Below are 25,895 nucleotides of genomic sequence, written 5' to 3'. Positions count from 1 at the left end.
CCAAGCACATCCTCGCTAAGTATTCCGCCCGAGTTACTACTTCTGAGTCGTCTTCATACTTATGCCATTGTATCACGCTTTAGGTTGATGGGCAACTTTATTTATCTTTGGGAATTTCTTTCAGGCAATGGCTCACCTTTAGTAAAAATATATGCTAAAATAAATAAAAGATAAAAAAGAGGAGGTGATCTGATGCAAGCCATACATTATTACTTTATCCGCCATGGAGAGACCGAAGCCAACCAAAACAAGCTGGCTGGTCAAGAAAAAGTACAAGGCTGGACCGATACCCCCCTAACCCGGGTAGGTCGAGCACAAATGGCCGATTTAGCTGACCACTTTAAAAACATTCCATTGGATTTAGCCTACTCCAGTGACATGCCAAGGAGTCAAACAAGTGCGCAAATCCTCTTATCAAGTCAGCCTCAAGGCCTGATAGCAACTCCCTTAAAAGAATTTCGTGAGATTTATTACGGCGGTATGGAAGGGCAGCCCATCGAAGTAGCCTGGCCCGAAAGCTTGCAGGAAATGGTCCACCACATGCGAGAAGAAGGCATCCCTCAATCACAATTTGTGCCTAATGTTATTGATGGCATTAGCCACCGTGATCCTGAAGGCTTAGCTGAAGATTTTATGACCTTTTGGAATCGCCTGGAAAGTGGGATGATGCAGGTTCATGATGAGGCTTTAGAATACCGCTTAGACCATATGAAACCCGAAATCAATGTCGCCATCATCTCCCACCATACCCCGATCTCTGCCTTTCTGCACGAGGTCTTGGCTGATTTTGACTTAGCCGATGTGCTAGACTACGGTCACTATGCCCATGTTTCCTACCATGATGGTTTCTATGAATTAATCGAGTGGAATATGAGTTAAAATTAATTTCAAATGCTTTACTCAATAAATTAATGAGCATTCGTTCTGCTTTTGAATTTTGACGTTTAAAAGCCATGGCACCGGCTCAAGCCGCGGTCTTTCCCCTAGCAAGACTCAAACGGCTCGTACGGCTGAGGCCTACGATCCATCATTCGCTTTGCTTGCTTGTTCATGGCTAACGTCCAATTCAAAGCGCCACTACTGCTCAAAGCTATTTAATAAATCTTATTTTGCTCTAAAACTTTCATCGAAAGTAACAATTATAATATCTTATATAAAAATAAAAACCAGATGAATCAGTGTAAAGGATGACTGATCCATCTGGTTTTTTTCTTATTGGTCGGCTTCAAAGGATTCAAAGACCAACTCTCTTAATTCACCGACCAGGTAGAGGCTGCCAAAGACACAGATGAGGCAGTCCCCCTCTTGCTGGTCAGCCCATCGTCTGGCATAGGCCATAGCGTCTTCATTATTCTGAGCGGTGTAAGTATTGACCTTTTGGAGGCCTGTAACCATATGGGTGGCCTTGGTGAGTTCACTGGCTGTCATGGCCCGGTCTGAATCAGGGGTAATGGTGACAATCTCATCAAATAAGTGAACAACCTCTCCTAACATCCGGTAAACATCCTTGTCCCTGAGCATGCCGGTAATGCCTAGTCGGGGAATATTAGGGAAATAATCCTCAACGGCATGACGCATGGCCCGGACCCCATCTAAATTATGGCTGCCATCAATAATAATTTCTGGATCTTGGTGGACCCATTCAAAACGTCCTGGCCAAGAAACTGTCTGTAAAGCTTCTTTTATCTGCTTGAGCTCTACATTAAAACCAGCTCGTTTAATTTCAGCTAAAGCTTCAATCGCCAAGCAGGCATTCAACACTTGGTGTTTACCCAATAAGTTAAGGTGATAATTTTCTCCCTTATAAGTAAAAACTTGTTGGCGGTTTTCCGGGTGAATATCCTCAATACTTTCTGTATCAATCGTCTTCAAAGGAGCCCCTTGACGTTCAGCAGTCGCACTTAAAACTTCAATCGCCTCTTTCGGATAGGGATAAACCACCACCGGAGTGTAGTACTTAATAATCCCCGCTTTTTCCTTGGCAATTTCTGAAATGGTATGGCCCAGAATATTTTCATGGTCTAAGGCAATCTTAGTAATCACACTGACTAAGGGACTCTTTACCAGGTTGGTGGCATCCAAGCGACCGCCTAAGCCCACTTCTAGAACAATAATATCGCAACCTTCATGGAAAAAGATCAACCAAGCCATGGCGGTAAATAACTCAAACTCGCTGCATTGAATCTTAGTGCCGGCAAGTTTTTCCTTCATGTAGTCTTTCATGGCTCGCAGCTTTTCATCAGCGATATTCTCCCCGTTAATCCGGATACGCTCATTAAAACTCACTAAGGATGGTGAGGTATACAAACCTACCTTATAACCAGCTAATTGGAGGGTTCTAGCTATCATTGAGGCGGTTGAGCCCTTGCCATTGGTGCCTGCGATATGGACAGTAGGCAATTTGTCTTGGGGATTATCAAAGACCGCCATGAGGTCACGAATATGGTCTAATCCCAGGGTCCACTTGCCTCGCTCTAAGACCGGTAAATCTTTTTCAAATTCTTCATAATCCATCTAATTTGGGTCATCCTTTCACATATCCAGGTCAATGATTAAACTGCCCACTCTATCTGAGTTATAGGAGCAGTCAAAAGTCTGCTTTCTCTTATAGTATACTAAGTTTTTTCGCGCTGGGATAGCCTTAGCTTTATTTTGTCAGCGCGCACTCTCCTCCAAATGTGTTCTGGGGTGCAAGGCATGCATCCACTTCACTAAAGGACATCGATTTCTCTTTGAGAATTCGCTTGTCCTTTAGCTCCAGTGATCTTGCCTTTTGATGCACCCGTCACACTCTATTCAAACGTGCTCCGGCTGCAGATCGACCTCCACTTCACTAAAGTGCAAGAAATTCTTTTCAAGAATTTTTGCTCTTTAGCTCCAGTGTTATCGATCTTTAGTGCAGCCGTCGCACTCTATTCCTTAAAACATGTTTTTTATGGATTCGATGTTTTTGATGGTGACACTGATTGTTCCGTCGGGGTTATTGCTTAATTCAATGACGTCGGGATCGTAGAACAAGTCGAGCGGAATGGTGATTTCAATGCCATTATCCAGTTTCAATTTTTGCCTTTGGAGTTTTGTAGGAATGCTTTCGACTTCTTGCATCATTTCACTGTCAAAGGGGAAAGTTTGGGTTTCTTCCAGATAGGATTGCTTCTTGGCCAGGTTATCTTCGTAGAGATAGTCAGCAATCCGCTCATTGGAGAAGCCTTCCTCCCCACTCATTTCATGGTAGAGGATATCTTTAGCCTTGGCGAGGGATTGGTATACCGGTTCATCATAAGTGTGAGCCGTCTTTTCAACGGCTTTCTTGATAGCTTGGATACTTTCCTTGGCACTGGGCTTGGTCGGCACCTTGAGGTACAATTCACTAAAATAATTGACCTTTTCCCCTAGACTTTCAATTTCATGCTTCTTTTCCACCAGGTCATACTGGCCACTGGCTAAATTAACCACGATGCCTTCATCAATGGCCTGTTTGGCTGATGGCAGGATATTTTTATGAATAATGAGATCATTTTGAACATTGTCTTCATTATAGACCAAGTTATGGGTATAGGATTCATTGTGATTAAGTTTAAAAGCTGCCAGGTAATCTTCGCCTTGGTCATCAGAAAAACGCAGCCAGAGTAAGTCAGCCGCAGGAATATCAGGGTTTAATTGGATAAATTGAAACCATTGACTGGCCAATGCTTGGCTATTGGGAATAAAGTCTGCTGCAGCCGCTTGAAATTGCTGGTATTTTTCATTGTCAGCCGGAAAAGTTCCCCGCTTCTTCTTATCGGTAACCCAGACCTTGTCAATTAAGGCATTCATGTATTTAAATAAATGATTGCTATCAACGGCTAAGGGAAGTTCAGACATGACTCCCTGATTAATGTTTTGATCATAGATATGTAAGATCGCTTCTTTGATAATCAAAAATCTGCTCTCCTCCAATGAAAAAGTCTCCCTCAGCTAGTTGAAGGAGACTAGATGACTTTATTTTTCCGCTTTTAAGCGGGGGATGATTTCTTGCTTTAAATAATCATTGAGGCCTTGACTGGTTTCAACATGGTGTAGGGCATACTGGATGCTTGCCTCGATAAGTCCTAAGGGTTCTCCCACTTCATACCATTGGCCATGGAAGTGGGTGGATAAAACGGGATGGTCCTTAGCCAGTAAATTTAAAGCATCGGTGAGTTCAATTTCACCAGATTGCGGGTTAACGCCAACCGCTTCAATCGCTGAAAAAATATCAGGGGTTAAGACATAACGGCCACAGATGGCCATAGCGGGGTCATAATCAGGTTCTGTGGGTTTCTCCACTAGACCGCTTATATCATAGACATCTCCCGACCGCGCACTGGCTTCATCAACAATCCCATAATGCTTAGCTTCCTGGTTGGAGACTGCTTGGGTTAAGATTGCTGTTGCTTGGTAACGGTCAGCAATTTCCATGACCTGCTTAGAAGCGGGCTTATCAGAAACCATAATATTGTCCCCCAGGGTTAACAGAAAAGGTTCGTCTCCCACAAAGGACTTGGCTTGTAGGATGGCGTCGCCAAGCCCTTTTGGATAGTGTTGACGTTTGAACTGGATATTATGTAAGGTGCTGGATTGGACCATTTCCAATAAGTCTTCCTTACCCTTTTCAGTAAGGTTTTGTTCTAATTCGTAATTAGAGTCGAAATGGTCTTCGATAGAGCGCTTGTTACGCCCAGTAACAATGAGAATTTCCTCAATTCCACTGGCCAGCACTTCTTCAACAATAAATTGGATGACTGGCTTATCCATCAAAGGAAGCATTTCTTTAGCAGTCGCTTTGGTAATGGGAAGAAAACGTGTCCCCAAACCCGCTGCCGGGATTACTGCCTTCTTAATGGTCATCATCTGACAACTCCTTATCTGTGTGCCCATTCTCTAACAAGGCGGCTTCATAGGCCTTGGCATATTTAGGAACATCACCAGCCCCCATAAAGAGAATAACCGCATCTTTATAGGCGAGTAATGAGGTCATATCGCCCAGATCAAGAGCCGCATGCGGAACCGTTAAACGATCCAGAACATCTTGGCTGGATACTTGGTGGTGGTCGGTTTCCCGTGCTGAAGCAAAAATATCACAAACAAAGGCCGCATCGGACTTATCTAAAGCCTCAGCAAATTGGTCCAGTAGAGCCAGGGTCCGCGAATAGGTATGCGGTTGGAAGACACTAATCACGGCTTTATCTGGATATTGTTGACGGGCAGCATCAATGGTCGCTTTGATTTCTGAAGGATGGTGGGCATAGTCATCAACAATCACCATATCTTCAACAAAACGTTCATTAAAGCGACGTTTCACGCCCTTAAAGCTGGTCAAGGCTTCTTGAACATCCTCTGGAGCAAAACCTTCTAAATAACAGAAACCAATCACTGCCAGGCTATTCAAGATGCTGTGTTGGCCAAAGGTATGGATAGAAAAGTTGCCATAATGCTTGCCTTGGACCCAGACATCAAAGTGTGAGCCCTTGGTGTTACGAACGATATCCTTGGCTACAATATCAAAATCATCATTGTCAATGCCGTAATACCAAACGTCAACCTCATCCTTCAATTTTTGTAAGTAAGGATCGTCTCCATAGGCAATCACTTTATTCTTAACTTGGTGGGCAAATTTTCGGTTAGCAGCAAAGACTTCTTCAATATTATGGTAAAAATCGGGATGGTCGAAGTCGATATTCGTAAAGATGGCATAATCAGGTTCATAAGCTAAGAAATGTTCCCGGTATTCGTCGGCTTCTAAGACAAAGTATTCGCCGTCTTCCACCCCTTTACCGGTTCCGTCTCCAATCAGATAGGAGGTGGTCTTTAAACTGCCCAGGACATGGGCCATGAGACCGGTGGTTGAAGTTTTTCCGTGGGAACCGGTGATAGCAACACTAGTATATTTCTTAATGAGTTCACCTAGGAAATAATGGTAGCGGGTAACGGTCAGGCCTAATTCCTTGGCCCGGACAACTTCAGGGTGGTCATCCTTAAAGGCGTTCCCACAAATCACCGTCATCCCTTCATGGATATTGTCAGGATCAAAAGGTAAAACGGTAATGCCCGCTTCCTTCAACCCTTCCTCAGTAAAGAAATGATCAGTGACATCAGAACCCTGGACCTGGTAGCCAGATCCTTTAAGAACGCGTGCGAGAGCACTCATGCCTGTGCCTTTGATTCCGGTAAAATGATAGGTCAATTCTTTATCCATGTCTTATTTGTCTCCGTTTCCATCTTGATGCTTTTTGAAAGGGGGTTGGTCCTTAGCTAGGCCATCATCTTGTCCTAGAAAAGAATTCCCTTTGAGGGGCCTTTCCTCAGCCATAATTGACTGTAAACCCCGGTTTAAATGCTTCTTAGGTCTTGCTTTGCTTTTGTTCGAGTTAGGCTGATTTGTAGAAGCCGAATCGCGTTTTTGGCTAGTCCTTGGCGACGCCGTTTTCTTACTTGAGTTTTGAGAAGGCAGTTCTGCTTTTGTCCCTTTGTCTTGAGCAGGGTTGCTGGACTGGCTATTCAACCAGGTTGAGGGCAACTCAGTCGGTTTAAAGGGCTTTTTACTCTGGTACATTTGAAATTCTTTAATTTCACGCCGTAAGCGAGCCTGCTTTTCTCTTTTATCCTCACGAATGGAGTTTTGCTTGTAATGGTAGGGACTGTTTTGCCGCTGGTCATTAATTTCTTTGCGACGTCGCATAGCCTCTGAACGATCAGGACGAACAGAGGCTCGGTTAGCTTGATAAGGTGAGCTATTAATTACCATCTGATCATCGTCAATATGGAAGCTGACCGGGGCTTCTTTGCCTAAGCGCTGGTCATTATTTTCCTGGTAATTGCTATAGTCACGGCTTAGATAGTTAGGGAAATCAAGGACAGAGTGCTTAGGCTTAATCCGCTGCGTATTCTCTTTACGATAAAAAGGGACAAAGGCCATATCCTCTCATTCCTTTCTTGATAAAATATTTCAGTGAACCTGTCAATGACTCCTTTAATTCAATTGCTCTTTGATTGACTCAAAAGGAGTCCCTGGGGTCAATTCATCGTCAAGCACTAAGATGCCTTGACGTTCATGGTCAGGATCTAGGCCTAATTCATAGGCGGAACAAATCATGCCATTACTTTTCACTCCGCGCAATTCTCCCGGCCAGATAATCTGTCCATTGGGCATGACTGCCCCACTCAGGGCAACGACTACGGTCTGGCCTTGGTCAATATTACTTGCCCCACAAACAATTTGTTGAACGCCTGCCGGACCCACTTGGGTTTGGGTAACATGCAGGTGGTCAGAATTTTCATGATCGACACACTCCAGTACCTTTCCTACCACAATCCGGGGTTCGTTTGAAATTTTGATGGTTTCAAAACCTTGTTCATAGAATAATTGGTTAATTTGCTCAATTTGAGCGTCTTCTAAGAGAACGTGTCCTGTCCCCTTTATTTCCATATAAGTCGAAATATTATTGATATTATAACCAATGGTTTCTTTATTTTCCTTGTTATAAATACGTGTCACATCGGACAACGTTTCAGTTTCTATTAGTTCACGAGGAAGATCTGCTGACGTCAACATCAACACATCGCCTACTCCTCGAGGATTGTAGAAACTAAGCCACATAATTAACTTCTCCTTTATATTGCTTGCCCGATTTATATCATTGAGCAAGTCATTAAATCTTTACAAAGTATCGTGTAAATTATAAACTGAAACCGTTAAAAAGGCAATTCAAGCCTAATTCCAAAATATATCCCTCTCCCTAGACTCCTGCAAGAAAAGCTTAAGCGTGTTATAATTAAAAGAAATATTGTGCTTTATCCAATAAACAAAGGAGTTTGACATTCACTATGGTAAAAAAAGCCCTAATTAATCAGTTGAAACATAGCGTTTTTCCCAATGATCAAAAGCAAAACTATGCCCTGGCCGGCAGCCTCTTTGCCTGCGGTTTAGTCATTGGTGGCGTTGCTGCGGCTTTGATTTATGACCAAGTCCAAGCCCATAAGGCTAAAGATGGCATGGAAGTTTTAGAAGCCGTTAAGGACCACTTTAAAAAAGACGGCGACATCGAAGGCTCTTGGATTGAACTCCAACCGGTCCATGTTAACCGTTTTGGCCAAGAACAAAAGCTCTACTACGGCGGTATCTCCCGCTTAGAAAATAATAAGGTCGTTCAATATGAATTCTATGCCGACGCAATTACAGGGAATATTGTTGATATTTTTGCTATTGACTAATTCAACATGCTTAAGAAAAACCAAGCCGGAAGTGCTCAAAGTGAAGAGACTACCCGCTTGGTTTTTCTTTTTATCAATAGGATTTGTTCCTCTATCCCTCAACTCTAAAATGAGCAATTAAGCGGTAAATACGCTGCCCTTTTTGAGAGAACTTGGCCTCATACTCGGTCATGATATTATCGGTTACCCCACTATTGTGGAGGTCCAAAGAGACATCATCTAAGACCATTCCGTAATGGGAGAGCGAAGTTAAGGAGTACTCAAAAAGTCCTTGGTTATCCGTCTTGAAAATCAAGCGGCCGTCTGGCTTTAAGATATGCTGGTATTGCTTGAGAAAGTTCTCATGGGTCAAGCGGCGTTTAGCATGGCGTTTTTTGGGCCAAGGATCGGAAAAGTTTAAGTAAATTTCACTAACTTCATCTTGGACAAACATGTCGCTAACATGGTTACCATCTCCGCGGATAAAACGCAGGTTGCTTAATTCAGTCTCCATGGCTTTCTGTAGAGCCATGACTAAGACATCAGAAATCATTTCAATGCCGATAAAATTAATCTCAGGATAGTTCTTAGCCATTTCAATCAGAAATTGGCCCTTTCCGGTACCCACTTCCACATGGATAGGATGGTCATTGGCAAATATTTCATGCCAGTGGCCTTTTTTGTCGTAAGGGTCAGTAATCACCCATTCAGGGTGTTGGGCGATCAGGTCTTTTGCCCAGGGTTTGTGACGTACACGCATAGTCTTCCTCCTTAGTGGTGTTTCCTAACTTAGAAAAAGGTTGTGACCCTTGCCACAACCTTTTTTAATTGACAAATGTTTTTAAACCAATGCTGATCATTTTCCTAGTCAATAGACCAGGAAGTGATGGTTTTTTCTTGGTTACTGCTTTTAAAATAGCGGTTTTCATAGATGTGTCTGAGCAATAAAATACTTTCATTAATGTGATAGATGCGTTTTTTCTGATAGTCTGCCTTAATTAAAAAGAGTAAGTTCATTAATGAATACCATTCAATTCGTAAATAGGTTTCTTCACTCACATGCAAGTTATACAAATCAAACCAGTGGTCCCAATCTTCCAAGGGAATATATTGGACTAAGAGCTGGGTAATGTCAAAAATGGGGTCAGCAATGCAGACCTTCTCCCAGTCTACTAAGTATAAGCGATGGTCTTCTGACAAAATAAAATTACGGCGGTTGAGGTCGCTATGGCAGACAGTACGCCGAGCGTTTTGCACAAAAGACAAGGTGTCATAGAGGTAATCCTTAACACTATTAATATAGGTTAGGGAGTCCAGATCCTCACTAAGATTGTTTTCAAATTCGTGTAAGAAATCTTCTGGTTTATAGGTTTTTCCACCAATCTTCACCAACATATTATAGAGATTGTCAGAGTGGTGGTAGCGTGACATTAACTTAGTCACGATGCCTTGCTGGATTTCTTGGGCTGACAGGGTGTGTCCATAAAGCCATTCTTGGGCGGAGTAGACGTCACCGCTAGCAGTTCTTTTGGTCCAGATCAAGCGGGGGGTAATCCCCTCCATGGACAAGGCAGCTAAAAAAGGAGAAGAATTTCGCTTCAGAAATATCCGCTCTTGATTATGTGTTCCCATAAAAGCTTGGCCAGTATCGCCACCTATTGGGTGCAAGGTCCATTCTTTATCGAATTGGAACTCCATAACTTCTCCTCCCTTTCTCCCGATTATATTTAAACAGTATCTCTTATTTTAGTCAGAAATTAGAGGATCGTCAATAATTATCTATGTAATTTTTCCAAGAGACGATTTTTTCCTCGTAAGCGACGGGGTAAATAGACCCGGGTGAAAAGGATAGTCATTAATCCCGCTAAAACCAAGAAAATCACACTGTCCTGCCAGGATTTGCTCATTAGGAAAGTCATCGTAAGCAAAGCCGTCTGCAAGCCTATCGGCAGGTATAAAAAGCGACGAAAAGCTGGCAAAGCTTGCCCCTGGTCTAAGGGGTAGATTTTCATTAAGGGATGCTTATAATAGCGACGATAGAGCGGTAAAATTTGAAAATGACTGGCATAAAGCATTAAAAGCCCTAAACAGTAGGTCAGCGGGTGACTAGGTAAGAAATAAACCAAGAGAGTCGCTAAGACAGTGAGCCTGAACCATAAATTGAAATAATCTTGACTCCGACAAAAGGCCCTTTGGTAGAGGAAATAATAGGGATTGTTCTTGCTAGTCTTAAGCAGTGGATCTAAATATTTCCGCCGTTTAACTGCCCTTTGACCCGTAGGTACATCCACAAACAGGCTCAAAACCTGGTTAACCCTTTCTTGGCGTTGGCTTTCCTCACTTGCAATCTTTAACCAATCCCATTGCTTTTCACCCTGCCAGTTTTTACTGGTCAGATAATAGATGACGATCATCACAAAAACAAAAGCCAGGGCCAAAAAGCTCTTTCCACGTACAGCAAAATACAACTGACAAAAGCTATAAGCTGCAGTCAAAATCATCAAGAGCCTGCGTTTGCTGGAACTGTAAAAATGAAAATTTTCTAAGACTGACCGTAACTGGAGAGCCTTCAAGCCGACCATTACCACAAAGATAGCAAGGACCTGGTCCCCTGACAAGCCTTGGTGAATCAGTAAGAAGGGATAAGATACCCCCACAAATAAGGCATAGATCCCCGTCGGCAGGAGTAAGCTATAGGCTATGGCCTGGCTAAAGTAAGCTTTAAAGTCCCTTTCCCGAGCCAGTAAAAAGACCGTATCCGCCTTTTGAATGAAGCTAGCTATCTGTCCTATCCCCATCACTAAGGCCGTGGCGATGACTAGCCAGATCCATTGGTAAGGCGGGTTGAAAGTCGTTAAAGTCTTTAGCCACTGGCTATATTGAAAGGCCAAGGCCGCTAAAATAAAGGCCAAAGCCAGAATAAAGTGGTCATTAAAAATATATTTAAAATAACGGAAAATTCGTTTTTGCTGACTTTGACGGCGTTTGGGATAGAGCTCTTTAAAGGTCATGGCTCTGCCCTCTTACTAAGTCAACATAGAGTTCATCCAAGCTAGCATCTGCCTTATTGAAGCGCTGACGGATCTCCAGCAAAGTCCCTTGGGCTTTAATTTCTCCCTCATGGAGAAAGATAAAGCGGTCACAGTAGTGCTCAGCGCTGGAAAGGATATGGGTTGACATTAAAATTGCTGCCCCGGCTTGGCGTTTCTTTAATAACAATTGGGTAAAGTCATCGATCCCCAGTGGGTCTAAGCCGACAAAGGGTTCATCAATAATGTATAGCATGGTATCCACTAACATGGCACAAACAATCATGACCTTTTGCTTCATGCCCTTAGAAAAATGGATGGGTAACCAGTCCAAACGTTCGGTTAAACGAAAACGTTCTAAGAGTGGCTCGGCATTAGCCATGGCTTGGTCAGGGTCAATATGGTAGGCCAAGGCAATCAGTTGGATATGCTCGCGCAGGGTGAGCTCTGGATAGAGGATCGGTTGTTCGGGTATATAGCTAAGGGCTTGGCGGTAGGCCTGGTTATCCTCAGCCAGTGAATGGCCATTCACCAATAACTCCCCCGCGCTCGGCTTGAGCAGACCTAAAATATGCTTAATAGTGGTTGATTTACCAGCCCCATTCAAGCCAATCAAACCGACAATTTCACCAGCTTGAACGGAAAAATTTAAATCGTGGAGGACCGTAAAATTACTATAACCCCCACTTAAATGTTCTACAGATAGTGTCATCTTTCAATTCCTTTGCTATTGATAATCTAATCTTAAGACCTCATTTTACACCTAGTTTAGCAAATATCCAGAATTTTTTCGATCAGGGGCGGCCGAAAAAATCCCCGTAGAAAAATTGTGACTTACCTAGGCTTGTGATAAACTTAAGCTAAATGAATAAGTCAATTAGAGAGGACGATATATCATGGAAGATTGCATTTTCTGTAAAATCGCAAACCGGGAAATCCCCACTAATCTAGTCTATGAAGACGAAGTAGTCACTGCTTTCTTAGATAATTCTCAAGTTACCAAGGGGCACACCCTACTCGTTCCTAAAAAACATCTGAAAGATATCTTTGACTACGATGTCAAGGATGCTGGAGCGATTTTTAGACGGATTCCTATTATTGTCGAAGCCATTAAGAAAGCCTTCCCAGACGTACAAGGAATTAACATCTTAAATAACAACGGTGAAATTGCCTATCAATCGGTCTTCCATTCTCACATTCACATCATTCCTCGCTACCAAAAAGAGGAAGGTTTTGCTGTCAAATTTACCAATAACGGTGACAATTATAGTGATGAAGACTTAGCCAAAATTGCTAAAACCATTAACGAAAATATTGAGGTGTAGTCGATGTTGAAAGCATTTTTAAAAGGTTTGGGCTTGGGCGCCCTCCTTGCGGGTTCTTATGCCCTCTTGAAAACGCCCCATTCTGGCGAAACCAACCGCCGCATTCTAAAAGACTATAGTAAACGTTTATCAGGCGCAGCTACCGATCTTACGGGGTCCTTAGCTGAAACCCAAGTAGCCATTAGCGATTTGGCTAATCAAGGCATGCAGACCCTTGGCTCAGCCCGGGACGACATTCAACTAGCAATCCGTGACTTCCAACGCACCGCCGTCCCCCAAATGAATCGTATCCAAGAACAAGTCGCCCAATTACAGGCCGATGTGGATAATTCTGCTCTCTTAAATGGGGAAACAGATAGTGATGAAACGGCCGATAAAGAAGACGAATAATCCGAAGATAGTAAGAGAAAAGAAGTTTAAGAATCTTTGAAGGTTCTTAGACTTCTTTTCATTAGCATTGAGTTAGAATAAGAGCTGTGCTATATTTTTAGAGTATATTGAATGAAATGATTAGGAGTTTGATTTATGAAATTTAAGAAAAAATTCACCCTGGGCCTAGTTTCTAGTCTATGCGCCTTCACACTGGCAGCTTGCCAAAGCCAAAGCAATGACAGCGCTGTGGCGACCGGTGATGATATTAAAATTACCCAAGGTCAATTGAATGACCAAATGAAGAAAGTTGCCGGCGATCAGACCCTTCGCCAACTCATCCTTTCTGAAATCTCTAAACAAGAAGTGGGTAAGGACCGTTATAAGGAAATTGAACAAGAAACTGACCAACAAATTGCGGCCACCAAGGCCCAAGTTGGCGATAATGACAAATTCCAAAATGTCCTCAAAAGTTCCGGCGTACCTTCTGAAGAAGCCTACAAAGAATCACTAATCCAATACACCCTCACCCAAGAGGCCCTCAAGAAAAATATTCCTGTTTCAGACGAAGAATTAAAGAAAGCCTACGAAGACTATGAACCTGCTGCGGAAATTTCACATATCTTAGTAGAAGATGAAAACGAAGCCAAGGATATTATCAAACAATTAGACCAAGGTGGCGACTTTAGTGCATTAGCTAAAGAACACAGTAAAGACCCAGGCAGCAAAGAAAAAGGAGGGTCTTTAGGTCAAGTGGAAAAAGGCCAAATGGTCAAAGAATTTGAGGACGCTGCTTTCAAACTAAACGAAGGGGAATACACCAAGGAACCGGTCAAATCCCAGTACGGTTACCACATCATTAAATTAGATAAAAAGGGTCAAAAAGGTAGCTTTGAAGATGAAAAAGATAAGCTGGCTGAACAAGTGAAGAATAAGAAAATGCAAGATCCTTCTACCCTCCTCCAAGTCACCAGTGATCTCTTGAAGAAATACAATATTGACATTAAGGACTCCGACCTAAAATCTGCTCTCGACCAATTCAAACCAAAAGAAGAGGACAAAAAAGCAGATAAAGATTCTAAAGAAAAATCAAAAGATCAAGACAAAAAAGCAGACAATAAAGACGAGCAAAAAGGACAAGAAAACAGCCAAAGCCAAGCAGAATCTGATAAAAAATAGTCTATCAGTAAAAGAGCATGCTCCAAGGAATCTCCTCGGGGGCATGCTCTTTTCATTTTATTTGACATTGGTAAATAATTTCCGCTTATGGTCATAGTGGGCATAAAGCAGACCAAAGTTATCCAAGTGCTGCCTTTGCCAAGGCTTTTTCCTCCCACAAAAATGCAAGAGAACGCAATGATCAACCACCCAATTAGGAGTCCACTCCCCTTCACTAATCAACTCATAAAGTTTACTATAGCGGACATCATAGTTGTAAATTTGATCTGGCAAATCATAGATATACTGGCTGTACAAGGCATTGAGGACATCCTGGTCAGGCAGAATTAATTGATGGCGATTTTCCTGGATAAAGTCAAAAATATCATCGGCTGTCACCTTTTGTCGGATCGCCTTAAGATTCATCAGTAAAACTCCAGAATTATAATAGTGGTCAGCCTGGCTATTCCCTAAGCGCAACTTATTGATCTGGTCAGTAATCTTAGTCAGCTTAGCGTGACTGGCTGCTCCGTATAAATCATCTCCTAAGTCAGTTTCATATAGGGGCACGAGGTCATTAATACAAAGGATATCAGCATCCAAGTAAAGGATCTTCTCTAGCTGATCGGGCAAGAAATAGTGGGCTAGCAAGCGGTAGTAGATAGTCTCTGGATAGCGTTTAGAAACCGGTGCTTCTTTAAAAATATCTTGATCAATAAGCACCGGGTGGTAGGTCATCCCCATGGCTTGTAAAAAGCGATCAATTTTGTCGCGGGCCGCCAGGGGCTGTTTTTGCAAGATATAGACTTGGAAGTCACGCTTGGCTGTGTTTTTATAGATGGAGTAAAGCGTGGTTAGCATGGGCTCCACATAGTGGTCATCAACGGCAAATAATAAATTCATTCCATAGCTCCTTGACTGAAAAATAGCTTAAACTTACTTTACCATGCCCAAATGAATTAAAGCTTAATAAGTCAAAGCTTAATAAATTCTCAACAAAAGAGTGCGACGGGTGCGCCAAAGGTCGATAGAGCTTCGTATACTATATCTGTACGTTGCTTCGCTTCCTACAGCTATAGCAACTGGAACTAAAGAGCAAAAATTCTTGAAAAGAATTTATTGCACTTTAGTGAAGTGGAGATCGATCTGCACACGGAGCAGATTTGGAACAGAGTGTGAGCTGACGACAAAAAGTGAAACGCTGGAAGAAATATGCGGAAATCCTTGAAAAGGATTGCCAAATATTTCTGAAGCGGAGTTCACTTTTGTCAGCGAGCAGGTTTGGAACAGAGTGTGACAATCACACCAAAGGACGAAATCGCTGGAAGAAACTGAGCGTTACCAGTTTTAGTTGGATTCGACTTGGCAGACTGGGAGTGATTTCACAAGTTAGAAACAAGCGAATGTTTCGCTTTTATTCTAACTTGCTCCAATCATCCAAGTCTAGGCGCCAAGTCTCACACCCTGCGTGAAGCGGACGTTTGTCCTGTGACTGGAGCTCGTTTTGATTAGACAATCCATATATTAAAAAGGAGGTCGGAACAATAGTCTCGATCTCCTTTTTCAGTTCTCATTAAATATTTTGATAATAGTCATCACTCGGATGGTAGAAAGAACGTCCTTCTAAGCCCATAATTTTTGGAGTAAATTCACCAGGCTCAACATCCTTTAAGTGACTGGTCATCATATTAATCTTTGCATCTAGGTCATCCACCCGGTGAAGGATTTCAGCTTCCAATAGGCGCGGAGTTACCGGACTACCGAATTCATTCTTCCCGTGGTGAGCAAGAATCATATGTTTGAGTAAAACTACTGCTTCATCATCTTGGCGGTAGCCTAGCTGTTCTGCGGTGAGGGAAATTTTTTGTCCCATCAAAGAGATATGGCCAATAAGGTTCCCCTCAATCGAATAGTCCCCACTTAAAGGATCCACAAATTCAATCACCTTAGCGGCATCATGGAGGATAACCCCAGCATAAAGCAAGCTTTTATCCACATTAGGGTAAAGTTTAGCAATCGCTTGAGCCAGGCGTAACATGGAAACGGTATGGAAGGCTAATCCTCCAACAAAGGCATGGTGGTGGCGTTTGGCAGCTGGATATTGGTAGAAAATATCATCGTATTCGGTCATGATGCTGCCCACAATTTTCTTGAGCACCGGATGCATAATGCTTTTAATACCCGCTTCAATTTCAGCCTTCATATCTTCTACCTTCATCGGTCCGTCAGCAATAAACAAGGTCGGATCATTGGGTTCACCATCATGGGCTAGACGCAAGCCCGAAATCTTGACTTGGGGTTGGCCATTATATAATTCCCGGTGCCCCTTTAAGCGGACCACCCGACCACTTTGAAAGGCCTCCACTTCATCCTCCATGGCACTCCAATACATACCATCAATAGTCCCTGACTTATCTTGGAAAGTAAAGGCAATGAAGTCGCGCCCATTGCGGTCAGTACGCACATTGGCATTTTTTATCAAAATATAGAGATCAAATTTTTCATTTTGAGGAATTTCATAAATTAAGCGCTTATCCATAAATTAAGTTGGCTTCCTTTCTATGCTTCTAAGTGATGAACTTGGTCGGAATGTAAGCCTTGGGTAATTTCTTGGTCAAAGGTAAAGACAATAATTTGACGGGATAGACTCTTTTCTTTCAAGAAGCGATAAATATTTTGCCGGTATTCTTGGTCTAAATGCGCAAAACCTTCGTCAATCAGAATTGGCAAGTCTTGGTGGCCAAGTTGGGCGTCTAAGAAGGCAAAACGCATAGCTACAAACAAGAGAGCCTTCTCCCCACGGGATAATTGGTTAACACTGGTCCATTGGTCTCGCATCGGTTGATAGACTTCGACACTGTCATCAGTGTAGCGCATCTTTTCGAATTTCGTATTGGTTAAATCGAAGAGATAGCGATTGGCTTGGGCAAGAACTCGTTGGACCGTATCTTGGCCTTGCCCCAGAGTCGCTTCCTCCATCGTCTTAGCTGCCAAGGTATCGCTAGCCCAAGCGACTGCGGTATCATAGGATTGATCAACTTGTTCTTGCTTGTCTTGTTCCATGACTTGTAAAGCTTGGCTGTTTTTCATTTGCTTCAATTGATTTTCAATCCGCGCGATATCAGCAAGTAAGACTTGTCTTTGGCCTTCGTAGCTATTGATTTGGTCTTTGGTGGCCTTAATTTGTTCGCTAACTTCCGCTTCATCTTCATTTAAAGCTGAAGCCTTTTTATCCAGATATTGGTTTAAGAGTTGGTAGCGAGCTTCTTTGTCCTTAAATTGACCATAGGCATTCAAGGCTTTTTCTAGGTCTGCACGGTCAGTTAAGTTGTATTGTTTTAAGAAGTTCTCCTCAGTTTTTTCAAGTTGGTCAATGTGGTCAGCTAACTGGCTGAGACGGGCTTGCTTGGCTTTTTGTTCTTGGTCTTCATAATCAAGATTAGCCGCATAAAGTCGGTAATTGTGGTAGTCATCTTCAAACTGTTGGAATAAGGAATCCAGTGACAGGGCCTGATTATGACTTGCTTGGCGGTAATCTGACCATTCTGCTTGATGGGCTTGCCCAAAAGCGCCTGCCCCACTTTGATGGATCAGTTGGTTAATTTCCCCTTCCAAGTCTTCAATTTGTTTCACATAGTCGGTTTGTAGCCAAACTAGGGGCATGATGTAAGAGGACCCACCCTTAGCTTGTAAGAAGGCCTCTAAATCCTTGGTAAATTGCTTGGATTCTTCCTCTAGTTCTGCAATTTGTTGGTTTTGATTATCGATTTGGCGTTGGATTTCAGCCGTTTCACTGTCAATATCGCGTAAGTCTAATTGGTAGGCCTTCTCTTCTTCATTAACATAGTGTTTGCCTTTGCGTTCTTGGAACCAGGCAATTAAGACAAAGATTAAACCGAGTATTAAAGCGGGCATCCCCGCTCCCCGCCAGAAAGGACTGGTGTGGAAGAGTGAAATCGCATAACATATTATACCAACAGCTAATAAGGTCATACCAATCGGACGAATCCAGGACTGGGTATATTTATAAACAGTGGCCTTGAAGTCATCATAGTTGCTGGAAATCTCTTGACGTTCTTGGCCAAGACTTTCCCGGTCTTCCATCAAGTTTTCTAGGCCGGCTTTGGTATTTTTGTAGAAGACCCGGCGGCTATCAATAGCTTTTTGGCGTTTTTGCCATTCTTCGCGCTCTTCGTTGGTGAAATCACGCGGCAATTCATCAATGGTTTCAGCTCCTAAGGCTGAAAGTAAGCGGCTTTCTTGGTAACGTTTCTCGACAATTTGATCATGGAGATTCTCATTTTGCCGGATTTGTTCCCTGTAAGCCCGGGCTTCAGCCAACATTTGATCAGAAATGCCGAGATGGTCACTGATCCATTGTCCTCCGGCATTCAGTTCTTCTTCTGGTTCCGCTTCTACAGAATCCATAATCACAAAGCCCTCAGGGTTGAGCTCCTGATACTCCTCAACCAAGCGGTCCTTGGTGTTCACAATGTTTTGCCATTGGTCAACATCCTTGTCTGAAAAACGTGGTCCATCATATTGGGCGAGTTCAAAGCCCAGTGCCACCCGCTCTTCATCAGAGGCGCTCTGTTGGTCAGCCTTTTCTAAGTCCATTAAGCTTTGTCGAGCATTTTGTTCAGCACTTTGAACTTCTGCCAAGGCCGCCTTTTTATCTGACAATTCTTGGTCCAAGTCAAAATAGGCGTCTTCCTCTTGACGGGCAGCTGCCAAGTCTTGGTTTTGTCTTTCTAGTTCAACCATTTCTTGGTTAAGCTTAGGATTTTGTCCTTGGGGCCGGTAGAGGCTGTCGGCATCCGCTTGTAATTGGTCTACTTCCTGGCTAAGAGAGAGCTTACCGGTCACACCTAAGTTGACTAAACTACGGGCAAAATCTTCTTCCGATTCCCAGATAAATTGCATTAAATCAGGTTCAGTAAAGCCAAAATAGGCTAAATAGGTATCCCGGGTCAAATCTCCAAAAAGTTGTTTAAAATGATCAACTTCCTTGGCTTCTTGACCGGCAATAGCCATTTTTAAGACTTGCTTACCATTGGCCCGGGTGCGTTCAATGGCACAATCGCCCCATTGGGTACCCTTAAAATATAGACGCCCCCCGAAGCGAACTTGGTCATTGGTATCAAAATCACGGCTCCCCTTTCGGCGTTGGTTGGGAAAACCGAACATGATACTTAGAACGAAGCTCATCAAAGTCGATTTTCCCGACCCGTTTGGACCTAGGAAAACATTAAAGTCATCCGTCAATTGAAATTGGCGGTGGACAAATTTCCCATAGCCAAAGATGTCGATTGCTTGTAATTTCATTTGTTATGATTCCTCCGTGCTTGCTTATTTTTGATAGAGAGAGAGTAAAATTTTATTTCTAGTTGCGGCTAGAACGTCTTCTTGGAACTGGCTTAGTGAGATGGCTGGCTGCAAGTGGCGCTGCCAAAGTGGGTGGTCTAATAGTTCATTTAACGCCTGGTCAAAGGCTCCTGGATCCTGATAGTGGTCGAGGCTTTCCATCAAGGCCTGCTCGTATAAACTGGCCTGGTCCAACCTTTTGCTTCCTTTGACTTCAAAACGCAAGTCAGCCAGAAAAACGTCATTCTGGTCTTGGTACTGCCACTGCAATTGGTCGAATAAATCCTTGGCATAGTCCTCCCAGAAAGCCAAGCTATCGCTGTCTGAGCCGTCCACGCGATAGTGGAGGCGCAAGACATAATGTAAGCCCTCTGCTCTTGCCTGGTCCACCTCAGCTTGATATGCTTTTTGGAAAAGTGCTTGCAAATCACTGACCCCGTGAATTGGAGGCGCAATCGCTTGGTGGACTTTAAATTGCCAATCAGTAGTTTCGATGCTTTCAATGATTGGATCCTTTCCTTGTTCAAGCGAGACGAGGACACCACCTTTAGGACCAGTTTCTTTGAAATGGGTCCCTTGGATATTGCCGGGATAGACGATAGGTGTTTGCCCGGATAATTGTTGGGCTGCATGAATATGCCCCAAGGCCCAGTAGTCATAGGCTAATTGTTGTAAATGACTTTTTTGAAAAGGGGCATAGTGGTCTTGTTGACTGTTTCCCTGACTTTCCTGGCCGTGAAACATGCCAATGTGGTAGTCAACATGATTATAACGCTTAGGAAAATATTGGCTATAATCTTCCGTTAACCAGCGCTTGGGATAGGAAAAGCCGGTAATAGCCACCTGGTCACCCCTAGCGGTAGTAAACTCTAGGGTAGTTACCTGCCGTGGAAAGACCCGGGTAGAGGCTGGCAAGGCCAGGTGTTTTTCTTTTTGGCTCTTATAGTCATGGTTACCAAACAAAATAAAAGAGGCGATGCCTGCCTGGTCCAAGCGCTCCAAGCCCTTAACGAGGGCAAACTGTTCTGCCAAGGTCCCCTCAGGACTGTCATAGAGGTCTCCTGCTAGTAAGACACAGTCAACCTCCTCATTGATGGCAATATCGACCAAACGATTGTAGGAGTCAATGGTCGCTTGCCTTAAGGCTTGGTACACTTTATGGTTTTGTTTTTTTATTTTTTTCATTGTTTGACCGAGATGCAGGTCAGCCGCATGAACAAAGCGTAACAAGTCATCGCACCCTTTCCTTATTGATACTTCCCTAGTTTATCATATTTTAACGGGCTTTGTCGCAAGATTTATCGGCGAATTCAAGGCGATAGGGCCTCAACAATTGCTCACTAGAAAATATTTTCAAAATAAAAAAATAGCCACCTCAAAGATTTGAGGTGACTAGAGGCTTAATTATTCGCCATCTTTATCTTCTGAACTGAGTTTAGTTGCTTGGTTAGCGCGGTCATAGATCTCACGAATAGGACGACCAACCGCTTGGTTAACATCTTCAACGTATTGGTTGAGTTGTTGTTCTTTTTGCATTAACTCACTTAATACCGCATTGTTAGCCAAGGTTTTTTGCATGTCTTCAGCTTTCTTAACATCCTCTTCGCTTAACTCTTGACCTAATTGCATCTTCGTTTGGACGCTAGTTTGATAGTTTCTAAAATTAATATAGAGTTCACGTGCTTCGTCATCATTAAGCAGCTTATCCATCGCCTCACTTAAGGCGTCATAAGCGTCTAATTCGCGAATGTCACGTTCTAATTGGTTAATGGTATCGTAAATATTTGCCAAATTGATCTCTCCCTTATATGTTTTTTTCAATATACCATGGATAGGATTGTTTTTAAAGTATTTTACTATCCCAGTCAATTCAGTGACTGAATGATAAGCCTACAGTAAACCTCTGAAATAATCAAAGAGATTTCGCCCACCATCAATAATTCGGTTGATTACGTCTTCATTGTCTGAGCTAGAATGAGGTGATTGACTAGCCTCTTCTCCGTTATTATATTCAAAGCGATTACCGTATTGCTTAGCCGCTGATTCCACCTGGAATGGAGTTCCCGGACTGTTAGCCAGGATTCCTTGGAGGATGGTATTGAAACTAGAGTGGGAATTAACTCCAGAGTAGGCAGAAATATAGTTTTCCGAAGAGGTTTGGTCAAAACCAAACCAGGAAGTCACTACCACATCAGGGGTATAGGCGACAAACCATTCATCATTATAGCCCGCTGCATGAGGATCATCCAAAGTCAATTCAACTGTCCCCGTTTTACCAGCTACTTGGTAACCCGCTGGTTCAGCTTGAGAACCGGTATAGTTGCCGTCATAAACCGCTAGCATCATGCTGGTCATTTCCTTAGCAACGCCTTGAGACATCACCGTGTTTTGCTTAGGACTTTGTTCCTTAACCACTTCCTCACCATTAGGACCGACAATTTTTCGGATAAAGTAGGCCTCGGAACGTTTCCCATTATTAGGAAAGGCTGTATAAGCACTGGCTAGCTGGATAGGTGAAACCCCTTCCGTCAACCCACCCAAGGCACTGGCTAAGGAGAGGTCCTTATCCGTATAAGGAATACCGAAAGCATCAAGTTTCTTCATGGCTGTATTGACCCCCACTTGGTCCATCAACCAAACTGCTGAGGTGTTTTTACTTAGGGCCAAGGCTTCCCAGAGCGGTAAGTCGCCATTCGATTGGTGGTTCCAGTTTTCAGGCCGGTAGTTGTCAGTCCCGTAAGAGCGGACTTCATCAGGCACTTGATCATTCTTAGAAAAACCATGTTCTAGGGCTGGAACATAAACATTTAAAGGTTTGAGTGTTGAACCTGGTTGCCGTTTCATTTGAGTAGACCGGTTAAAGCCACGGAAGTGATAGTCGCCCACCCCTCCAACACTGGCTAAGACACCGCCATTATAGGGGTCTAGGGCCACGGTCGCACTTTGCGAAGCCTGGCCACTATTATTAGTTGGGAAGAGTTGCTTATTCTCATAGGCAGCCTCTAACTGACTTTGGTAGGTCGGGTTAAGATTGGTATAAATCTTATAACCCCCATTCATAACCTCTTCTTCGGTCAAACCAAACTTATTAATCGCTTCTTCTAAGACGCTGTCGAAATAATAAGGGTACTTGGATTGATCACTAGCCACCGGATTATTCATCTGGGGCATCACTGTGCCTTGAGCATTTTGGGCCTCAGTTTCACTGATAAAATCATTATTACTCATCAGGGAAAGCACCAAATTTCGGCGACCTTGAGCTTCTTCATAATTATCAATCGGATTATAGAGGCTAGGCCCCTTCAAGGCTCCGGCTAGGACTGCCGCATTAGGTAAATTAAGGTCAGCAGCATGGGTGCCAAAGTATTTTAAGGACGCATCTTCTACCCCATAAACCCCATTACCAAAATAGGTATGATTGAGATACATTTCTAAGATTTGATCCTTAGAATATTTCTTCTCCACTTCTAGGGCGATAAAGAGTTCTTTAAACTTTCTCAGCAGGCTCTGTTCATTAGTTAAGAAGGAATTTTTTACTAATTGCTGGGTCAGAGTGGATCCCCCTCCAACCACATTTCCGCGGTGAACCACATAACCCACCATGGCCCGGCCGATCCCGATAATATCAAAGCCAGGATGTTGGTAAAAGCGCTTATCTTCAGTCGATATGACAGCATTTTGAATATTAGGTGAAATCTGATTTAAGGACACATAGGTTCCGCGTCCGTCAGCCATTTCCCCAACGGCTTGGTCAGATTGGTCATAAATCTCAGTAGTCATTTGGAGCCGGGCTTGTAAGTCATCGACATTAGTCATCTTTGCCCCAACCACTAAATAAGATTCGAAAATAAAGATGATCAAGAGGACAAGAAAGATTAGCCACTTCGTCAGACGAAATTTCTTCCAGTAGTGACCTAAAAAGGCTTTGACCTTGTCAAACCAGGAACTTTCTTGCTGTTCTCCCTCATTCATATCGCTGCCCCCTTTCAAGTATTCAATTCATCTTACTACAGTTTCTTCATTAATATTTATCCTGGAAGCGATATTTAAATTTTCTTATTTATCATTTAATCTTTTTTTAAATTTGCTAATTTGTCATGGTCATAGCTATGGGTAAGCTCTAAATCATTGAAGGCTTGTTGACGGAGGACTTCATAGATACAAATTGCTGCACAATTGGACAAATTAAGGCAGCGGACATGGGTATCATCCATAGGCAGACGCAGGCACTGGTCTTCATGTTCATGCATAAAGGCTTCCGGTAGACCCGTGGTTTCCTTACCAAACATGAGGAAGATATCTTCTCCCCGCTTTTTATGGGCCATGTAATCAATATCGGTATAATTTTTGGTAGCGAATTTACTGATTAAATACAATGGCCGACCATCCAAATAATTCATAAAGGCCTGCAAATCGTCATGATAGGTAATGTCTAAGGCATCCCAATAATCGAGTCCAGCCCGTTTCAAATGTTTATCATCTGTTTGAAAACCCAGGGGTTCGATTAAGTGCAGGTGGGTGTCAGTCGCTGCACAGGTACGAGCAATGTTTCCGGTATTGGCTGGAATTTCTGGTTCAAATAATACAATATGGTTTGTCATTAAAATCTCCTCTTCAAAATATTCTCATCTTATCTATTATACCCCTAGCCGGATGATTACGAAACCAAGACTTAGACACAGGAAAAAATCGCTTAATGTTCAAAAAATGTTCGCATTTTATCCCGATAAAGGGTAGAATAGGGATAACTTATTCTAATTATTGCTCAAAATACCAAAGGAGGAAAAAGAGTGGCAAACTTAAAGCAACGGATTCTTGAAGATGGTAAGGTATTTCCGAACAACGTTTTGAAGGTTGATTCATTCCTCAACCACCAAATTGACCCTAGTGTCATCAGTGATATTGCTGATAAAATCATTGCTCACTACCAAGGTCGCGAAATTACCAAAATTGTTACCGTCGAAGCTTCCGGGATCGCACCATCGATTATCATCGCCGAAAAATTAGGGGTTCCTATGGTTTTCGCTAAGAAGCAACAACCCTCTACCCTTAAGGACCAAGCTGTTTACGGGAGTAAGGTGCATAGTTACACCAAGGATACCGATAGTTTTGTGATTATCAGTAAACAATACTTAAGTCCAGACGATAAGGTTTTGATTATCGATGATTTCTTAGCCAATGGTGAAGCTGCTATGGGACTCATTGATATTGTTAGCCAAGCCCAAGCTGAAGTGGTAGGTGTGGGTATCTGTATTGAAAAATCCTTCCAAGATGGCCGCCAACGCATCCTCGATGCCGGCGTTGACCTCTATTCAGAAGTGCGGATCGCCTCTCTAGCCAACAGTAAAGTCGAATTTGCCGAAGGGCACTAGTTGTTAAATAAAATGAAAAGAGACAGGAGAAAAGTTCCTGTCTCTTTTTTGTATTCACTTTTCAAAGCCACTATTCGTCACTCTATTCGGTCACGATATTTTGCGGATCATCCTTGAGGTAATGATAAATATTATCAAAGGCAATTTTGGCTAATTTTACCATGGCTTCATCGGTTAAATAGCCCACATGGGGAGTGAGTTGAATATTTTTAGCATGGAGAAGTGGGTAATCATCTGCCAATGGTGGTTCACTATCAAAGACATCAATGCCTGCTCCAGCAATCTTCTCTTCGTTAAGGGCTTGGGCTAGAGCTTCATTATCCACAATTGGTCCCCGGGCCACGTTAATTAAAACTGCTGATGACTTCATTTTTCCGATCATTTCCTTGGAAATCATACCTTTAGTTTGAGCGTTATTCGGTAGGTGGATGGAAACAATATCACTTTCAGCCATCACTTCTTCTAAACTATGGTATTCAATTCCTAAAGCCTTGGCTTCTTCTTTTTCGCTGCGGCTGTAGGCAATCAAATTCGCCCCAAAGGCCTTAAAGAGAGCAGCGGTGGCTAAACCAATCGATCCAGTTCCGATAATCCCAACCGTTTTACCAGCAATTTCCCTACCTTGATAAACTTGGCTTAATTGGCTGCCCTTGCGTGTTTCTTGGTCATTGGCTTGGAGATGGCGGTAGAGTGCTAAGGTGAGACCAAGCGATAATTCAGCCACGGCCTGGTTGGCGTAACCGGAAGCATTGTTAACCATAATGCCCTTGTCTTTAAGAACGTCCATGGCTACATGGTCAACTCCGGTAAAGGCCACATCCACTAATTGAGTATCCTCTAAGCTGGAGGCCACTTCCTCTGGGAAAGGGGTAGAATCAATAATCAGGATTTCAGCCCCCTCTGAGCGCTTAGCCATTTCTTTAGGATCTGTGGTCTTATCTTCATAATACACAAAGTCATGCCCGGCCTCAATTAAGGGCTGGGCCAATTCATCAATCAATTCTTTTGCTACATTTAAAGGTTGGACACTAACGATTTTCATCAAAAGACTCCTCTCTTCGTTCGGC

24 protein-coding genes are annotated in these 25,895 nt (G+C 43.0%); 6 read left to right on the top strand and 18 right to left on the bottom strand.

The window, feature by feature from the left end:
* The first annotated feature begins 192 nt into the window (after positions 1-192).
* Entirely contained in the window at positions 193-879 is a 687-nt protein-coding gene (locus JFU01_RS06430; RefSeq protein WP_111821972.1) for a histidine phosphatase family protein, read from the top strand.
* 333 nt (positions 880-1,212) lie between these two features.
* Here the strand turns inward: JFU01_RS06430 and JFU01_RS06425 are convergent, their stop codons facing one another.
* The 6 genes from JFU01_RS06425 to ytpR all read right to left on the bottom strand — a co-directional run bounded on the left by JFU01_RS06425 (position 1,213) and on the right by ytpR (position 7,618).
* On the bottom strand, positions 1,213-2,514 hold the full coding sequence (locus JFU01_RS06425; protein WP_195856298.1) for a bifunctional folylpolyglutamate synthase/dihydrofolate synthase: 1,302 nt from the start codon (positions 2,512-2,514) through the stop codon (positions 1,213-1,215).
* A 405-nt stretch (positions 2,515-2,919) separates the two neighbouring features.
* Positions 2,920-3,921 (bottom strand): nucleoid-associated protein, encoded by a 1,002-nt coding sequence (locus JFU01_RS06420; RefSeq protein ID WP_195856297.1) that lies wholly within the window; start codon positions 3,919-3,921, stop codon positions 2,920-2,922.
* 60 nt (positions 3,922-3,981) lie between these two features.
* Positions 3,982-4,869 carry a UTP--glucose-1-phosphate uridylyltransferase gene (locus JFU01_RS06415; RefSeq protein WP_269775743.1) on the bottom strand — a complete coding sequence of 296 codons (888 nt, stop codon included), beginning with the start codon at positions 4,867-4,869 and terminating at the stop codon, positions 3,982-3,984.
* Positions 4,859-6,217: a UDP-N-acetylmuramate--L-alanine ligase gene (gene murC / locus JFU01_RS06410; RefSeq protein ID WP_195856295.1), complete on the bottom strand. Its 1,359-nt coding sequence runs from the start codon at positions 6,215-6,217 to the stop codon at positions 4,859-4,861. Before murC ends, JFU01_RS06415 begins: the two co-directional genes overlap by 11 nt.
* 3 nt (positions 6,218-6,220) lie before the next feature.
* The gene (locus JFU01_RS06405) at positions 6,221-6,937 is read right to left on the bottom strand and encodes a hypothetical protein (RefSeq protein WP_195856294.1); all 717 of its coding nucleotides are present in this window, start codon (positions 6,935-6,937) and stop codon (positions 6,221-6,223) included.
* A 54-nt stretch (positions 6,938-6,991) separates the two neighbouring features.
* A complete protein-coding gene (gene ytpR / locus JFU01_RS06400) occupies positions 6,992-7,618 on the bottom strand; it encodes a YtpR family tRNA-binding protein (protein WP_041705916.1) in 627 nt (208 codons plus the stop codon).
* 227 nt (positions 7,619-7,845) lie between these two features.
* Between ytpR and JFU01_RS06395 the strand changes: the two genes are divergently transcribed.
* A complete protein-coding gene (locus JFU01_RS06395) occupies positions 7,846-8,232 on the top strand; it encodes a hypothetical protein (RefSeq protein ID WP_195854322.1) in 387 nt (128 codons plus the stop codon).
* A 91-nt stretch (positions 8,233-8,323) separates the two neighbouring features.
* On the opposite strand, the gene trmB is transcribed toward JFU01_RS06395, so the two are convergent.
* The 4 genes from trmB to JFU01_RS06375 form a co-directional block, all read right to left on the bottom strand.
* On the bottom strand, positions 8,324-8,971 hold the full coding sequence (gene trmB / locus JFU01_RS06390) for a tRNA (guanosine(46)-N7)-methyltransferase TrmB (RefSeq protein WP_195856293.1): 648 nt from the start codon (positions 8,969-8,971) through the stop codon (positions 8,324-8,326).
* 104 nt (positions 8,972-9,075) lie between these two features.
* Positions 9,076-9,909, bottom strand: coding sequence for a phosphotransferase family protein (locus tag JFU01_RS06385; RefSeq protein ID WP_060778583.1), 834 nt, complete (start codon positions 9,907-9,909; stop codon positions 9,076-9,078).
* A 77-nt stretch (positions 9,910-9,986) separates the two neighbouring features.
* Positions 9,987-11,222 carry an ABC transporter permease gene (locus JFU01_RS06380; protein ID WP_195856292.1) on the bottom strand — a complete coding sequence of 412 codons (1,236 nt, stop codon included), beginning with the start codon at positions 11,220-11,222 and terminating at the stop codon, positions 9,987-9,989.
* On the bottom strand, positions 11,212-11,952 hold the full coding sequence (locus JFU01_RS06375) for an ABC transporter ATP-binding protein (protein WP_195856291.1): 741 nt from the start codon (positions 11,950-11,952) through the stop codon (positions 11,212-11,214). Before JFU01_RS06375 ends, JFU01_RS06380 begins: the two co-directional genes overlap by 11 nt.
* A 184-nt stretch (positions 11,953-12,136) precedes the next feature.
* Between JFU01_RS06375 and JFU01_RS06370 the strand changes: the two genes are divergently transcribed.
* The 3 genes from JFU01_RS06370 to JFU01_RS06360 all read left to right on the top strand — a co-directional run bounded on the left by JFU01_RS06370 (position 12,137) and on the right by JFU01_RS06360 (position 14,113).
* Complete coding sequence (locus JFU01_RS06370) at positions 12,137-12,565, top strand: HIT family protein (protein ID WP_111821982.1); 429 nt, start codon at positions 12,137-12,139, stop codon at positions 12,563-12,565.
* 3 nt (positions 12,566-12,568) lie between these two features.
* Positions 12,569-12,955: a YtxH domain-containing protein gene (locus tag JFU01_RS06365; protein WP_198434209.1), complete on the top strand. Its 387-nt coding sequence runs from the start codon at positions 12,569-12,571 to the stop codon at positions 12,953-12,955.
* Between the two features lie 135 nt (positions 12,956-13,090).
* Positions 13,091-14,113, top strand: a complete 1,023-nt coding sequence (locus JFU01_RS06360; RefSeq protein ID WP_195856289.1) for a peptidylprolyl isomerase — start codon at positions 13,091-13,093, stop codon at positions 14,111-14,113.
* 57 nt (positions 14,114-14,170) lie between these two features.
* Here JFU01_RS06360 and JFU01_RS06355 read toward each other — a convergent pair whose 3' ends face one another.
* From JFU01_RS06355 to trmL, 7 genes are all read right to left on the bottom strand, one after another.
* Positions 14,171-14,995 carry a glycosyltransferase family 8 protein gene (locus JFU01_RS06355; protein ID WP_195856288.1) on the bottom strand — a complete coding sequence of 275 codons (825 nt, stop codon included), beginning with the start codon at positions 14,993-14,995 and terminating at the stop codon, positions 14,171-14,173.
* 670 nt (positions 14,996-15,665) lie between these two features.
* A complete protein-coding gene (locus JFU01_RS06350) occupies positions 15,666-16,631 on the bottom strand; it encodes a 3'-5' exoribonuclease YhaM family protein (RefSeq protein WP_195856287.1) in 966 nt (321 codons plus the stop codon).
* A gap of 20 nt (positions 16,632-16,651) precedes the next feature.
* Positions 16,652-19,417: an ATP-binding protein gene (locus tag JFU01_RS06345; protein ID WP_195856286.1), complete on the bottom strand. Its 2,766-nt coding sequence runs from the start codon at positions 19,415-19,417 to the stop codon at positions 16,652-16,654.
* 24 nt (positions 19,418-19,441) lie between these two features.
* Positions 19,442-20,686 carry a metallophosphoesterase family protein gene (locus JFU01_RS06340; RefSeq protein WP_195856285.1) on the bottom strand — a complete coding sequence of 415 codons (1,245 nt, stop codon included), beginning with the start codon at positions 20,684-20,686 and terminating at the stop codon, positions 19,442-19,444.
* A 174-nt stretch (positions 20,687-20,860) separates the two neighbouring features.
* Positions 20,861-21,247 (bottom strand): YlbF family regulator, encoded by a 387-nt coding sequence (locus JFU01_RS06335; protein ID WP_013669338.1) that lies wholly within the window; start codon positions 21,245-21,247, stop codon positions 20,861-20,863.
* 99 nt (positions 21,248-21,346) lie between these two features.
* Positions 21,347-23,428, bottom strand: a complete 2,082-nt coding sequence (locus tag JFU01_RS06330) for a transglycosylase domain-containing protein (RefSeq protein WP_195856284.1) — start codon at positions 23,426-23,428, stop codon at positions 21,347-21,349.
* 95 nt (positions 23,429-23,523) lie between these two features.
* Positions 23,524-24,057: a tRNA (uridine(34)/cytosine(34)/5-carboxymethylaminomethyluridine(34)-2'-O)-methyltransferase TrmL gene (gene trmL / locus JFU01_RS06325; protein ID WP_195856283.1), complete on the bottom strand. Its 534-nt coding sequence runs from the start codon at positions 24,055-24,057 to the stop codon at positions 23,524-23,526.
* A 189-nt stretch (positions 24,058-24,246) separates the two neighbouring features.
* Here trmL and JFU01_RS06320 point away from each other — a divergent pair, with 189 nt between their 5' ends.
* Complete coding sequence (locus JFU01_RS06320; protein ID WP_111821991.1) at positions 24,247-24,828, top strand: xanthine phosphoribosyltransferase; 582 nt, start codon at positions 24,247-24,249, stop codon at positions 24,826-24,828.
* Positions 24,829-24,910: 82 nt separating this feature from the next.
* Here the strand turns inward: JFU01_RS06320 and JFU01_RS06315 are convergent, their stop codons facing one another.
* Positions 24,911-25,870: a 2-hydroxyacid dehydrogenase gene (locus JFU01_RS06315; RefSeq protein ID WP_195856282.1), complete on the bottom strand. Its 960-nt coding sequence runs from the start codon at positions 25,868-25,870 to the stop codon at positions 24,911-24,913.
* Between the last annotated feature and the right edge of the window lie 25 nt (positions 25,871-25,895).

Origin of the sequence: Aerococcus sp. Group 2 (assembly GCF_905125285.1) — a bacterium.
In the GTDB taxonomy this organism is placed as follows: domain Bacteria; phylum Bacillota; class Bacilli; order Lactobacillales; family Aerococcaceae; genus Aerococcus; species Aerococcus urinae_E.
Note: the sequence above shows the minus strand (reverse complement) of the source record. Positions and strands in the feature narration are given on the sequence as shown.